The organism is Erythrobacter sp. JB1-7, from assembly GCF_057365015.1.
The window spans coordinates 51,023-64,636 of record NZ_CP200291.1 but is presented as its reverse complement, the minus strand read 5'-3'; the positions used below and the strand labels follow the sequence as shown (position 1 = coordinate 64,636).

Genomic DNA, 13,614 nt, shown 5'->3' with positions numbered 1-13,614 from the left:
GGTTGGGCTGGGCTTCAATGCCGTCCGAAAAGCTTTTCCACATCGTCCATGCTGAGTTTGACCCAAGTGGGCCGGCCATGATTGCATTGGCCTGATCGCGGGGTGGCTTCCATTTCGCGCAGGAGGGCGTTCATTTCCGCCACGCTCAACACTCGCCCGGCCCGAACCGATCCGTGGCAGGCCATGGTGGCGAGGACATAGTCCAGTCTTTCGGCAAGTAACAAGGCGCCGCTGTCAGATTGGGGGCCGTGTTTGGCAATATCGTCAGCAAGGTCGCGCAGCAATTTTGCGCTATCCGCTTTGGCAATAGCGGCTGGCACAGCGCGCACCAACATGGCAGCCGGGCCAAACCGTTCAACCGACAATCCATACCGCGCGAGGCCGTCGGCGGCTTCTTCCAAGCGGTCGCAATCAACCTCGTCCATCTCAACGACATCGGGCACGAGCAAAGCCTGCGAGCGTTGCGCGGCCTCAGCAGCGCCAGACGCTTTCAGCCTTTCCAGCACAAGGCGTTCATGCGCGGCGTGTTGATCGACCAGAACCAGACCATCGGCGCTTTCGGCGATGATGTAAGTGTTCGCCACCTGCCCGCGCGCAATGCCCAGCGGATATTGTGCAGCATCTTGCGGCAAAGGTTCCGCCTGCTCCGCCCGCCCCTGAGGAAGCGCCTGATCGCTTTGCCCTTCGGCAGCGCTGTTCCAATCCACTCGCGGCTCTGCGACCTGCCCTGACGAAGCAGACCAATCGCGACCTTCAAAGATAGAGCGCAGCGCAGGTGCGGCTTCGGGAGCCGGCACAACCGGTTCCGCTTGCCAACGCCCCATCGCTGCGCGGTCCGGCCCTTGGGCAGAGCGCTGATCGCCCGTCGCCAAAGCCTGCCGCAAACCCGACACGATAAATCCGCGCACCCCGCTCGCATCGCGAAAGCGGACCTCGGTCTTAGCCGGATGGACATTCACATCCACATCCTGCGGCGCAATATCCAGAAACAGCGCCAGCACAGCGTGCCGATCCCGCGCGAGCATATCGGAATACGCGCCCCGCACCGCGCCTGTTAGCAATCTGTCTTTCACCGGGCGGCCATTGACGAACAGGTATTGGTGATCGGCAATCCCGCGATTGTAGGTTGGCAATCCGGCAATCCCGGTCAGCCGCATGATGCCGCTTGGCCCGCCGCGTTCAAGATTAATGGCGACCGAATTGTCTTTCAGCTCGCGCGCGACAATCTGCGCAACACGCGACGCAAGATCGTCCTGACCCTGCGTTGTGAGAACTTTGCGGACCTTGCCCGATACTTCGTTCGTCAAGGTAAAGGCGATATCGGGCCGCGCCATTGCGAGGCGGCGCACGCAATCGAGGCTCGCAATATGCTCACTGCGTTCGGTGCGCAGAAACTTGCGCCGCGCGGGCACTTTGCCAAACAGATTTTCCACCCTCACTCGCGTTCCCTGAGGCAATGCCGCAGGGCCTTGATCGACGATTTCGCCATGATCTATCCGGCATCGCCAGCCCGTGTCCGCATCATGCGGGCGGCTTTCGATGGTCACTTCGGCAACGCTGGCGATCGAAGGCAAGGCCTCTCCCCGGAAACCCAGCGAGGTGACCATTTCAATCGCTTCATCGGGCAGTTTGGATGTCGCATGGCGTTCCAGCGCCAAAGCAATATCATCCGGTCCCATCCCGCAGCCATTATCGGTAACTTCCAGCGACCCCAGCCCGCCCCCTTTCAGCGCGATAGCGATTCGCGAAGATCCGGCATCAATCGCGTTCTCCACCAGCTCTTTGAGCGCAGCAGCAGGGCGTTCCACCACTTCGCCTGCCGCAATTCGGTTCACCAAGCCGGGCGGAAGACGGCGGATATGGGGGGTATTACCAATCATTGGTCGCAAACTAGCCGCGATCTGACCCGGTTTCGAGGGTTGCCGTGAATAAATTGGCGTCTCGTCAACAAAATTTTGGCCTTTTGGCACTGGATTCGCTAGGCGCGAGAGATGTTGCATTAATCGGGGCACGAAACCTTGCAGGGGGTCTGCAAGTCACGCCCGGCAGCCGTGGAATACAAACGCAATGAGCTTCTTTTCGAATCTGTTTAAATTCGGGTCGCAGAATATGGCGATCGATCTGGGGACAGCCAACACGCTGGTCTATGTGCAGGACCAGGGCATTATCCTCAACGAACCCTCTGTCGTCGCGATTGAGACGATCAATGGGATCAAGCGCGTCAAAGCGGTGGGCGATGATGCCAAGATGATGATGGGCAAAACACCTGACACCATCGAAGCGATCCGCCCCTTACGCGATGGCGTGATTGCAGATATCGAAATCGCCGAGGAAATGATCAAACATTTCATCCGCAAAGTGCACGGAAAGCGCAACCTGTTTCGCTATCCTGAAATCGTGATCTGCGTGCCCTCAGGCTCAACTTCGGTCGAAAAACGCGCCATTCGCGATGCGGCCTCCAACGCTGGCGCATCGGAAGTTCACCTGATCCTTGAACCCATGGCAGCCGCAATCGGTGCCGATATGCCCGTGACAGAGCCCGTGGGATCGATGGTCGTCGATATTGGTGGCGGCACGACAGAGGTCGCCGTTCTGTCGCTGCGCGGTCTGGCCTACACCACATCGGTGCGCACGGGCGGCGATAAGATGGACGAGGCAATCGTCTCCTATGTGCGCCGGCACCACAACCTGCTGATCGGTGATGCCACCGCTGAACGCATCAAGAAGGATTACGGCATCGCCGTCGTTCCCGAGGACGGTGCGGGCGAGAGCATCACATTGAAAGGCCGCGATCTGGTCAACGGCGTGCCCAAGGAAATCACGATCAATCAGGCGCATGTGGCAGAGGCTTTGTCCGAACCCATCGGCGCGATCGTCGAAGGTGTGCGCATCGCGCTTGAAAACACGGCTCCCGAACTCGCCGCTGACATTGTCGATCAAGGCATCGTGCTCACCGGCGGCGGCGCGCTGATCCGCCGGTTGGATGAACATTTGCGCGAAGAGACAGGCCTGCCCGTCTCTATCGCCGAAGACCCCCTTACTTGCGTTGCGATTGGTACGGGCCGGGCGATGGAAGACCCGATCTATCGCGGCGTTTTGATGACTGCGTAAACCTCCTATAAGGGTCGCTCGCAAGACGGAAAAGAAGGACAAAGGCAAGCCATGGCGTCGCCATCATCGCGCCGATCGGGCTTTTCGAAGAAGGCGCAATATTCAGTCTTTACTGGCTATGTTCTCGCCTCGCTTGGGGCGCTGATTGGTCTTGCCCTCCTGATTTTGTCCATGTGGCAACCCGCCAGCTTTGCCCCTTTGCGCGGCGCAGCGCAGGATGTGACCGCGCCTGCTGGTGTTGCAACGGCCGTTGTGCGCGATGAGACGACCGATTGGTGGGAATACCTTTCAGGCTATTTCGAAGCAGCGGATCAAAACGCGGCTTTGCGCGAAGAAGTTGAACTGGCGCGGATCAAATTGGCAGAGGCAGAAGCGCTGGAGCAGGAGAATGAACGGCTGCGTTCGCTCATCGCACTGGCTGACAGCGAAATTGAACCTGTCGCGGTGACCAGGCTGATCGGGTCCAGCGCATCGAGCAGCCGCCGCTTTGCCACAATTAGTGCAGGCCGCAATCAGGGAATCGAGGTTGGCATGCCCGTGCGATCCCCGCGCGGCGTGGTGGGCAGAGTGCTCGAAGTGGCGCGCGGTTCGTCACGCGTCCTACTGCTTACCGATAGCGAAAGCATCGTGCCTGTGCGCCGCACATCCGATGACAATGTCGCTTTTGCCGAAGGGCGCGGCGATGGCCTCTTGCGCATTCGGCTTATCAATTTGGGTTTGAACCCGTTTGAAAAAGGCGATGTCTTCGTAACATCAGGGGCCGGCGGCTATTACCGTCCCGGCGTCGCCGTCGCGATTATGAGCGAAATTCTGCCTGATGGCGGTCTGGCGCAATTGATTGCTGATCCGGCAGCGACGGACTTTGTCTCGGTTGAACCCATTTATGAACCCGAAGGCGTCGCCGCATCGCAGATCCCGATTGAGGAACCGCTGAGCGATGATGTGTTGAGCGATACCCAGCAAATCAACCTGCCCGCAGGCGCTGAAACCCCGGCAGAATAATGGCCCGCCTCAGCCCAATATCGCGCGCAGATCGCTTTCAGAACCGCATCAATCACGAGCAATCGCCGTGGCGTGCGCTTATGGTGCCCTATGCCTCGATCATGACGGCAAGCTTTCTGCCTGTGCTTTTTCTGGCGATTGTGATGCCCACTTTTCCGCCGATGGGTTTTTTGATGCTGATTGCATGGCGGATTATGCGGCCCGGCCTTTTGCCGATTTGGGTCGGCGTGCCGCTAGGCGCGTTTGATGATCTGTTCAGCGGCCAGCCATTTGGCAGTGCCATATTCCTTTGGTCGATCACAATGATCATGCTGGAAATCATTGAAAGCCGCTTTCCCTGGCGCGGTTTCTGGCAGGATTGGTTCGCCGCGACGCTTGCCATTATCGGTTATGTTCTGTCCGCTATTGTAGTATCAGGGGGCAACGTGACCCCTTTCCACTTGTTTTCAGCTGTGCCCCAAATCGTCTTCTCCGTTCTGTTTTACCCGATCCTTGCCCGCATCATCGCGCGGCTTGATCGCTTTCGCCTTGCCCGTTCGCGGAGGGTGGGGTGATAAACTGGAAGAAATGGCGCAGCGGTCAGGCAAAGCGGCGCCCCTCAAAAATCGTCAACGCATCAACGCTCAAAAATGCCTTTGATCGCCGGGCGGTCATGCTTGGCACGTTTCAGGGCGGCATCGCCGTGCTGCTGGCGGGGCGGATGGGCTATCTCGCGATTGCAGAGAACGAGAAATATCGGCTCGAATCCGAAAGCAACCGCGTCAATCTGACGCTGATCCCGCCCCGGCGTGGATGGATATTGGACCGCAATGGTTCTCCGCTTGCCACCAATCGTGCGGATTTTCGTGTTGATGTGATCCCTGAACGTCTCTCAGAGCCAGAAAAAACGGTCGATCAAATCGGCGAGCTGCTGAAACTGGAGCCTGCGCGCATTGCGGATATCAAACGCAATGTGCTCGAACAGAAGGGCTATCAACCGGTCGAAGTTGCGAGCGGCTTGAACTTTGATGAATTCGCAGCGCTCAGCGTGCGCCTGCCCGATATGCAGGGCGTGATCCCGCAGCAGGGTTTTGCCCGCTATTACCCCACCGCATCCAGCGTCGCGCATCTGATCGGCTATGTCGGCCCGGCAGATGCCGAACAATACGCTGAGGAAGATAGAAATCCTCTGCTGCTCACCCCGGGCTACAAAATCGGCAAGGATGGGCTGGAGCGCCGGTTTGAAACCAATCTGCGCGGCATTCCCGGCGCGCGGCGCGTGGAGGTCACTGCATCGGGCCGGGTCGTTCGCGATCTGGAAAAGCGCGATGATGAACAAGGCGACCCGGTCAAGCTGACGATTGATGGCCCGCTGCAGGATTACGCCGCCCGCCGCATCGGGCTGGAAAGCGGATCGGTTGTCGTGATGGATTGCCTGACGGGCGACCTGCTCTGCATGGCATCCATGCCCAGTTTCGATCCCAACAGCTTTTCCGATGGGATTGGCAGCATCGAATACGCCATGCTGCGTGAAGACGAACGCGTGCCCCTGCGCAACAAAGTGCTTCAGGGTCTCTACCCGCCCGGCTCAACCATCAAACCCATGCATTGCATGGCGTTCCTGGCAGAAGGGGTGAAACCAACCGACACCATTGTGTGCGGCGGCGGCAGGCAGATCGGCAACCGCTTTTTCCGCTGCCACTCAAGCCACGGCGTGGTCGACATGGACAAGGCCATCGCACAAAGCTGCGACAGCTATTTCTATCATTTCGCGCAGGTTATCGGCTTTGATAAGGTCGCCAATATGGCCAAGCTGATGGGCATGGGCCAGCAATACCCCCTACCCGTCTCCAGCCAGTTTTATGGCACGGTCCCCGATCCGGATTGGAAGCTGAAGAAATTTGATCAGCCCTGGCGTGCGCATGACACTGTAAACGCATCCATCGGGCAAGGCTATTACCTCGCCAGCCCGCTGCAACTGGGCGTGCTTGCAACCCGGCTTGCGACCGGGAAAGTGGTCAATCCTCGTCTTGTGATCGACGATGCCAAACCGACCATCAAGAGCTATAATTTCAACGAAGACGAAATGGCCTATATCCGGCAGGCCATGAGCAATGTGGTGAATGGTGCAGGCACTGCTCGCCGTGCGCGTTTGCCTTTGCCGGGCGTCAAACTTGCGGGCAAGACAGGCACAGCGCAGGTCGTTTCCTTGAGCGTATCTGATGGCCGCAGCGGTCCGTGGAAATACCGGGATCATGGCCTCTTCGTGTTCTTCGCACCGTTTGACAATCCGCGCTATGCAGGCGCGGTTGTGATTGAGCATGGCGGCGGGTCCGGTTCAGCCTATCCGATTGCCCGCGATGTGATGACATTCATGTTCGATCCGCAACGCGGGCTCGATCAATTGCGGGAATTGGAACGGGCCTGGGGCGGAACGGCGCAGCAACGGCTCGAAAAACGCTATGCCGCTTATGCCGCCGAACGCGGGGAAAGCGTGACCCGCCCGCCTAGCCGCGATGAAGAAATCTTCGACATGGTTGAAGCAGAAGCGCGCCTCGCGGCCTCTCAATCAGAAGAAATCGCTGACGATGCGATCATTCCGCGCGCCGATCAGGCGGCATCGGGAACGCCGATCACTGGCGCAACACCGACGCCGCGAGGCCCGGCGCAATGAACTCCATCGTCCCGGAACCCATAGCGCGCCAGCCCTGGGGGATGTTGATCCCGCTGTTTTTGCTCGTCGCGTTTGGTGCAGCAGTATTGTTTTCAGCCGCGGGCGGATCAATGCAGCCATTCGCTTCCTCGCATCTTATGCGTTTTGGCGTGGCGCTCGGCATTGCCGCGTTTATTTCGGTCCTGCCGAAACCGCTCGTCAAGTTTATGACGTATCCTGCTTATGTCATAATCCTGCTGATGCTGATCGGGGTGGAGATTGTTGGCCAGGTCAACGGCGGCAGCCAGCGTTGGCTCAACCTGGGGTTCATGGTGCTACAACCGTCCGAATTGATGAAGCCGGTGATTGTGGTCACGCTGGCGCATTTTTATTCATCGCTGCCATTGGGCATGATCGCGACTTGGCGCGCCATATTGCTGCCGGGAGCTTTGATTATGCTGCCGGTTGCGTTTGTTCTGCTTCAGCCTGATCTGGGCACATCGCTTGCCATCGTGTTCGGCGGGGCGGTGGTTATGCTGCTGGCGGGATTACCGCTGCGCTGGTTTATTGGCGCTGGTGTGGCGGGCGCTGCGCTTGCGCCTTTGGTGTTTTATTTCGGTCTACAGGACTATCAACAGCGCCGCGTCATGACGATGTTTGATCCGGAATCAGACCCGCTGGGCGCTGGCTATCACATCACGCAATCCAAGATCGCCATTGGATCGGGGGGCATTTTTGGCAAAGGCTTCAACGAAGGTTCGCAAAGCCATTTGCAATACCTGCCTGAACCCCACACCGATTTCGTGTTTGCCACCATGGCGGAGGAATGGGGCCTGCTCGGCGGGATTTTCGTGATTGGAATATTCACAATCATCCTGCGCTGGGGCCTACGCGTCGCGCGTCAATCGCAGGATCGCTTTGCTGCGCTGATGGCGGCGGGCATGAGCGCGACGATCTTTTTCTACATCGCGGTCAATCTGCTCATGGTGATGGGATTTGCGCCTGTCGTTGGCATCCCCTTGCCGTTTATGAGCCATGGGGGATCATCCATGCTGACCAATATGATCTGCATCGGCGCGCTGATGATGGTCAATCGCTGGAACCAGAATGCTCCGCGCGGCGGGCTTAGCGGCCTGTCTTAATCGCGTGATCCGGTCCAGTTAATCAGCAGAGCTTTCCGGCACATCGGCGCTCAGCTTTTCCCCGCCAACCATCACGATAACCGTGCGCGCAATGATCTGAAGGTCGAGCGCGAAGCTGCGATTGTCGATATACCAATGGTCCAGCGCGACTTTCTGGTCTAGCGTCAGCAGCGTGTTCCCGCTTACTTGCGACCATCCGGTCAGGCCCGGCCGCACCGATTGGCGTTTTACCCCCGCCTCGCCCAGATCACGGATCGTTTCAGGAAGGAGAGGCCGCGGGCCGACAATCGCCATATCGCCAGTGACGACATTCCAAATGCCCGGCAGCTCATCAATCCGCGACCGGCGCAGGAATTTGCCGATGCCTGTCGTGCGTGCCTCATCCGGCAGCAATTCACCTTTTTCATCGCGGGTGTCGCGCATGGACCGGAACTTGATAAGCTCAAACGGAACAGAGTTTTTGCCTGCGCGCATTTGGCGAAACATGACGGGGCGGCCTTGGAAGATGATGACCAGCACCCCCAGAACGAGCAGCACAGGCAGGATCACAAGCAGCACAATCAGTGCAAGCAGCCGGGTGAGAAGCGAGATCATGCCTGCCCTTCCTCGTTCAAAATGTTGGCGCGCATTTTAACCAGCACATCTTCAAGCGTATCGGGTTTATATCCATGCGCTGAGAGCCGCGTGCAATCAATCGCGGGAAAGCCAGTATCGGGCGCGCCGTGCGGGCCGCTTTCGTTGATATTGACCGGCGCGGCGCACACTTTCGCGATTGTCACTGCGAGGTCTTCCAATGTGTACCGCTGGCCAGAGGAGAGGTTGAAATCACCTTCAAGGCGTTCCTGCGCTGCCAGCAAAAGGCCATCAGCCACATCGTCCAAACCCACCATATCAGCACCGTATTCCGGGTTCGCCAAAGCGATGGTTTTGCCCGACATGGCGATATCAAGGAACTTGCTCGCCAGATCATTGCCCGTCCCGATGACCGATGAAATGCGCAGGATTGCCATGGGTATGCCAAGCTTGCGGCAGGTCTCGCGCGCATAGGCTTCCTGCGCGGCCTTGGATGAAAGGTATAGCGTGCGGCTCTGCGGGCGGATGGGAGTGTTTTCATCGGCGCGTTCGACATCGGGATCGTAGATATTGGCGCTCGATGCCATCACGATATGCGCCGCGCCTGCTTTGGCCAGCGCTTCGATAAAGCGGCCTGTGCCCAGCACATTGGTGTTCCACAAAGCCGCAGCGGCTGCCTCATCAGCAGGATTGGTATCAATACAAGCCGCCAAATGCACCGCGCATTCTGCGCCATCCAGCGCATCGCCCAAAGCAAAGTCTGACGCGGTCAGATCAAATTTTTGCCATTCGCAATTGGCAGGCAGCGTATCAGGCACGGTCCGGCTCAGCAGGACAAGGCTGTGCCCCGCCGCCGCTGCGCGTTCAGCAAATGCCCGGCCAACAGTGCCGGTGCCGCCTGTAATGGCAATGCGCACTACGCTTCGGCCTTTGACTCTCGCGCCAGATCGTCTGGCAGCAATTGCTCTTCCAAAAAGCGGACGACGGTGCCTTTATGAATGTCGGGCTGCGTGATCGCTTCACCGAACAGCAATTTGCCCAGCACCATGTCGACCTCGTTAAAACCAAACAGCGCGCGCATGGGCGTGGTGCCGGAATACCGGGCGTTGATCTCAAACAGACGGAATACCCCGTCCGGCCCTTTGCGGAATTGAAAGTTTGCTGGGCCGTAAGGTTGCAGCGCTTGAGCCAGATTGCGGACATACTCCTCGCATTCGGGATATTCGCCCGCATAGGCGCGGAATGTGTTGCCATCGCGCAGGTCGCGGCGAAGGACGATGCTAGCTTTCACTTCGCCGTCGAAACACAAAGCCCCAGCGGTGTATTCCTGATCGTCAGGCCCGGCCCATTGCTGCACCACCAGCCCCTCACGCCCTTCCAGCGCCGCATCGAGCTCCGCCCGGTTGCTGACCATCGAAACACCGACAGCGCGCGCGCCAATGCGCGGTTTGACGATAAGCGGAAAGCCGATGTCTGCGACCAAAGCGTCAATCGCATCTGCATCCTCTCCCGGAACCGATTTCGGAAAAGGCAGACCATTCGCCTCAAGCCAGCGGGCGGTTTTCAGCTTGTCATCGGCAATCGCAATGATCTGGGGCGAACTGACCACGATATGGGTGCCGAAACGCTCCTCCCATTCTGCGCGGTTCTCTGCAAAGATATCCAGCTCTACATCCGTGCCGACGAGGACAGCGGCAGGTTTTTCCCGCTGCAGCATTGCCTCAATCGCAGGTTTGTAAGCGGGGTCTTTCGCCATCGGCAAAAGCCCGTGGCTGTCGCCCCAATACAGCCCCGGCGACCTCGGATCTGGATCAAGGCAATGCACCTGATAAACTCGCGAGGCGCTTTTGAGAGATTTGATAATCCCCTGCCCCAAAACAGCGCCCGCGCCAGTAACCGCAATTTTTGTCATTGATAAAACCTGCAAAGCATAGATTTGGTATCATCCGAAAGGCCGTTGGTCGCCGTGATTGCGGCACAATGGTCTTCGGTATCAAAGGGGATTGGACGCGTTTCGACCGACAGATCGCCACTTTCCAATGTTACCATTGTCCATGATGGCCCTTGTTCGGTCTTGCTGCGCGGCTGGCCAACCGAATTCACCACGTGCACCTGTGTCCCGTCGTCAGCACAAAAGAATTTCGGACGGTGAAGATGACCGAAGATCCCTGCACGAAAACCTCGCTCCGACAGCGTTTTCGCCGCCGCGCCCTGCAATTCCTCATTCGACAGATAGGTCCAATCGCCATAGCCCCACGGATTGGCATGCGCGAACAGCACATTGCCCCACGCCCATTCCGGGATCCATTCCAGTTTGGCAGGCCAAGTCTCGCCCAATTCGCGCCAGGTCCATTCAACAGACTCGCGGATCCAGTCGGGCAGTTTGTCAAAATAGGCAGACCGCTTTTCGGTCATATCGATATAGAGCTGTTCGTGGTTTCCCCCGACCAGGAAAGCGCCATCGCGCTCCATCGCTTCAATCGCAAGATCCATGCATTCAGCGGGATCCACGCCATAGGTGAACAAATCACCCAGCAGGATCATCTGATCAAACCCTTCGGCGCGCGCGTCTTTCAACGCAGTGCGAAAAGGCGCCGCCACCGAATGGACATCAGAGATAACCGCGATACGCATGGGGTTTGATGGGCGCTCAACCCGCCTTTATTAGATCGATGCTTTGGCCGGGCGGCGACCGAATTTGCGCATGATCCGTTCTTTCAAAGTCAACTGACGCGGCACACCGACATAGTAATCAGCAGCCTCGTAGTAGAACTGGACCGAGTCGCCATAACGGCGGCGCGCATGTTCGGCGTAATCGACCTGATTATAGACGCAGCCTGCAACATTGCCCGAGCCGAGCATTTCCAGCGTGGCACGGAATTGATCGATCGTGGTGTTACCCCAGCGCGCAACCAATACCGTATCATCGGTGTAATCGCACATGGAACGGGCATCGCGTACAGCCAGCACGGCAGGCGCATTGACGACCACCAGGTCAAACCGTGATTTGAGGTCTTGAACCATATTGTGGAACTTCGACGAGCTTAGAACTGCGGCAGGCTCTGCCACCGGCGATGAGGCGCTGAGCAGGGCAAAACGGCTAATCATCTCTTCATCGTCATTAGGGTGCGTGACCAGATCAACACCTGATTTTGCATCAACCACATCGGGATCCTCAGGCGCATTCAAAGCGGGCAAGTCAACTTCGCCGCGAACCACGTCCATCAATTCGGGCGCGTTGATATCCTGCTGGATCATCTGCAAGATACCCGAACGGCGCAGATCAAGATCAAGGATCACCGCGCGTTTACCCATCGAAACAGCCGCCGCTGCCAATGTCAGCGCGACCACCGATTTGCCATCCCCCGGCAATGGCGATGTGACCAGCACGCTTTGCGATTGATTGACAGGCATCAGCGCGCGCACTTCGGAATACATGGAGCGCGACACTTCGGAGAACATCGATTGCGGCTCTTTGAACAGCGGGCTTTCGCGCAGCTTGGGCGAGACACCCTCATCCAGCATCGGCAACATGCCAAACACCGGCATGCCGAAGAACTTGCGGATTTGCGCAACAGTGCGCAGCCGGTCGTCGAGCATGTCGATCATGAATGCGATAATCATACCCAGAATGGCCGAGCCGATCAGCGCGATCAATGTCGTCTTCAGCGGTGATGGTGATACGGCTTCATTGTTGGCTGTCGCAGGTGAGATGATGTTGGATGTCACACCTTCAACCAGCTTTTCAGAACGCACGCGCGTGATCCGTTCAGCGACCTCGGCAACGGCCTGCGCGCTGGTGACAGCTTCGCGCTCGAGCTGTTCTAACAGCGGAGTATTGGCCGCATTCTGATACGCTTTGGATGTCAGCGAGGCGACTGCGGACTGCAACTGGCCAGCACGCGCCTGATCGCGGGCGGCATCGGCGCGGGACAATTGGGCCATGCGCGCACTTTCGGCATTGGCCTGTTCCTGCGCAGCAGCGCGTGCGGCTGCCTGTTCGCGCGCCAGATTGGACTGCACGGTTTGCAGCTCGGTGCGCACTCGCACCAATTCAGGATATCCATCACCATAAGTTTGCGACAAACGCGCCAGTTCCGCGCTCAATTGCGCCTCCTGGCGTTGCAATTGGTTGACCGCAGCATTGGTAGCGCCCGCGGTTGAGCGAATGCCAGCGGCGGCTGCAACACCTGCGCTAGCGGCTGATGCGCCTGCTCCTCGGGCGGTGGCAGAGGCCGCTTCGGCAGCAATGCGGTTGATCTGCGCAAGGTCTTCTGTGCCCCCTGCCCCGACCAGCATCCGGTTCTCAACACGAAATTCAGCGAGCTTGTCGGCCGCTTCTTTTGCAACCGTCACGCGCTCTTCGCGTTCAGCACCCAGATCGCCGAGCAATTCCTGACGGCGCTCTTCGCTGCGTGTGCGCTTAAGATCGCGCACGGCTGCGGGGAATGCGTTGGCGATATCGGCGGCCATTTCGGGCGAGCGCGCGGTTGCCGTCAATTCGATAAGGTCAGACCCATCTTCCGATTCCACCCGTGTCATATCAAGGACGGTGGAAACGGCCTTGTTGATCTGGTCCGCCTCGCTGCCCGAAGGCGCTCCGCCCATTTCGCGGTGGAAGGCGGGGTCTTCATGCAAGGCCAGCGTTTCAACAACAGTCTGTGCAGAATTACGCGAACGGTACAATTTGCGCTCGTTTGCCAAGCGCTGAACATTGCGCGCCAGAACATCGGCCTGGTTGGTGCCGGTGTCATCGATCAGCTCAACCTGAATATTGGCGGTGGACTGGTAAAGCTTGGGCGACAGCAATTGCCACGCCAACGTCGCCAAAGTGACCGCCGCAACAATGCCAAGGATCAGCAATTTGTGGCGTTCAAAAATGCGGACCAGATCTTGCAGGCCGAATTGTTCCGCCTGCAAGGTTTGCGGCTGCGAATCCTGCAGCTGCTGCGTGAGATACCCTCGGCGCTGGGTGGGAAGGTTTTCCCGAGGCTGATTGAGGGCTAGATCGTTCACCGTTCGTCTCCAATGATTGCTGCACCAAGGGTTGCGTCCCGCAGCAAGTTCCCAGCCTCAATACCGTAGATCAGTCACCGGGGTAAAAGGCTATTGCGGAGCGGACCCGTCCCTCTTGAGACTACCCCTTTGGTGGAG

Annotated in this window: 11 protein-coding genes; 5 read left to right on the top strand and 6 right to left on the bottom strand. The window is 58.3% G+C overall.

Annotated features, from left to right (window positions below; translation table 11 throughout):
* Positions 1 to 14: 14 nt before the first annotated feature.
* Positions 15 to 1,880, bottom strand: a complete 1,866-nt coding sequence (gene mutL / locus AC0V6W_RS00320) for a DNA mismatch repair endonuclease MutL (protein WP_486146066.1) — start codon at positions 1,878 to 1,880, stop codon at positions 15 to 17.
* A 187-nt stretch (positions 1,881 to 2,067) separates the two neighbouring features.
* On the opposite strand from mutL, the gene AC0V6W_RS00315 reads away from it, so the two are divergent.
* From AC0V6W_RS00315 to rodA, 5 genes are read left to right on the top strand one after another with little or no spacing between them, the layout of a single operon-like run.
* The gene (locus AC0V6W_RS00315) at positions 2,068 to 3,111 is read left to right on the top strand and encodes a rod shape-determining protein (protein WP_486146064.1); all 1,044 of its coding nucleotides are present in this window, start codon (positions 2,068 to 2,070) and stop codon (positions 3,109 to 3,111) included.
* 51 nt (positions 3,112 to 3,162) lie between these two features.
* Positions 3,163 to 4,113: a rod shape-determining protein MreC gene (gene mreC / locus AC0V6W_RS00310; RefSeq protein ID WP_486146062.1), complete on the top strand. Its 951-nt coding sequence runs from the start codon at positions 3,163 to 3,165 to the stop codon at positions 4,111 to 4,113.
* Positions 4,113 to 4,667: a rod shape-determining protein MreD gene (gene mreD / locus AC0V6W_RS00305; RefSeq protein WP_486146060.1), complete on the top strand. Its 555-nt coding sequence runs from the start codon at positions 4,113 to 4,115 to the stop codon at positions 4,665 to 4,667. Before mreC ends, mreD begins: the two co-directional genes overlap by 1 nt.
* Positions 4,664 to 6,766, top strand: coding sequence for a penicillin-binding protein 2 (mrdA, locus tag AC0V6W_RS00300; protein WP_486146058.1), 2,103 nt, complete (start codon positions 4,664 to 4,666; stop codon positions 6,764 to 6,766). Before mreD ends, mrdA begins: the two co-directional genes overlap by 4 nt.
* The gene (gene rodA, locus AC0V6W_RS00295; RefSeq protein ID WP_486146056.1) at positions 6,763 to 7,887 is read left to right on the top strand and encodes a rod shape-determining protein RodA; all 1,125 of its coding nucleotides are present in this window, start codon (positions 6,763 to 6,765) and stop codon (positions 7,885 to 7,887) included. Before mrdA ends, rodA begins: the two co-directional genes overlap by 4 nt.
* Before the next feature lie 18 nt (positions 7,888 to 7,905).
* Here the strand turns inward: rodA and AC0V6W_RS00290 are convergent, their stop codons facing one another.
* From AC0V6W_RS00290 to AC0V6W_RS00270, 5 genes are read right to left on the bottom strand one after another with little or no spacing between them, the layout of a single operon-like run.
* Positions 7,906 to 8,481 carry a sugar transferase gene (locus AC0V6W_RS00290; protein WP_486146054.1) on the bottom strand — a complete coding sequence of 192 codons (576 nt, stop codon included), beginning with the start codon at positions 8,479 to 8,481 and terminating at the stop codon, positions 7,906 to 7,908.
* Positions 8,478 to 9,377, bottom strand: coding sequence for an NAD-dependent epimerase/dehydratase family protein (locus tag AC0V6W_RS00285; RefSeq protein WP_486146052.1), 900 nt, complete (start codon positions 9,375 to 9,377; stop codon positions 8,478 to 8,480). The genes AC0V6W_RS00290 and AC0V6W_RS00285 overlap by 4 nt, the downstream gene beginning before the upstream one ends.
* Positions 9,377 to 10,372 carry an ATP-grasp domain-containing protein gene (locus tag AC0V6W_RS00280; RefSeq protein ID WP_486146050.1) on the bottom strand — a complete coding sequence of 332 codons (996 nt, stop codon included), beginning with the start codon at positions 10,370 to 10,372 and terminating at the stop codon, positions 9,377 to 9,379. The genes AC0V6W_RS00285 and AC0V6W_RS00280 overlap by 1 nt, the downstream gene beginning before the upstream one ends.
* A complete protein-coding gene (locus AC0V6W_RS00275; protein ID WP_486146048.1) occupies positions 10,369 to 11,094 on the bottom strand; it encodes a metallophosphoesterase family protein in 726 nt (241 codons plus the stop codon). Before AC0V6W_RS00275 ends, AC0V6W_RS00280 begins: the two co-directional genes overlap by 4 nt.
* 30 nt (positions 11,095 to 11,124) lie before the next feature.
* The gene (locus tag AC0V6W_RS00270; protein WP_486146046.1) at positions 11,125 to 13,476 is read right to left on the bottom strand and encodes a GumC family protein; all 2,352 of its coding nucleotides are present in this window, start codon (positions 13,474 to 13,476) and stop codon (positions 11,125 to 11,127) included.
* Between the last annotated feature and the right edge of the window lie 138 nt (positions 13,477 to 13,614).

Coding starts and splice junctions, on each gene's coding strand:
- rodA (WP_486146056.1), top strand. CDS start 6,763: ATGAACTCCATCGTCCCGGAACCCATAGCGCGCCAGCCCTGGGGGATG.
- mutL (WP_486146066.1), bottom strand. CDS start 1,880: ATGATTGGTAATACCCCCCATATCCGCCGTCTTCCGCCCGGCTTGGTG.
- AC0V6W_RS00275 (WP_486146048.1), bottom strand. CDS start 11,094: ATGCGTATCGCGGTTATCTCTGATGTCCATTCGGTGGCGGCGCCTTTT.
- mreD (WP_486146060.1), top strand. CDS start 4,113: ATGGCCCGCCTCAGCCCAATATCGCGCGCAGATCGCTTTCAGAACCGC.
- mreC (WP_486146062.1), top strand. CDS start 3,163: ATGGCGTCGCCATCATCGCGCCGATCGGGCTTTTCGAAGAAGGCGCAA.
- AC0V6W_RS00290 (WP_486146054.1), bottom strand. CDS start 8,481: ATGATCTCGCTTCTCACCCGGCTGCTTGCACTGATTGTGCTGCTTGTG.
- AC0V6W_RS00280 (WP_486146050.1), bottom strand. CDS start 10,372: ATGACAAAAATTGCGGTTACTGGCGCGGGCGCTGTTTTGGGGCAGGGG.
- AC0V6W_RS00315 (WP_486146064.1), top strand. CDS start 2,068: ATGAGCTTCTTTTCGAATCTGTTTAAATTCGGGTCGCAGAATATGGCG.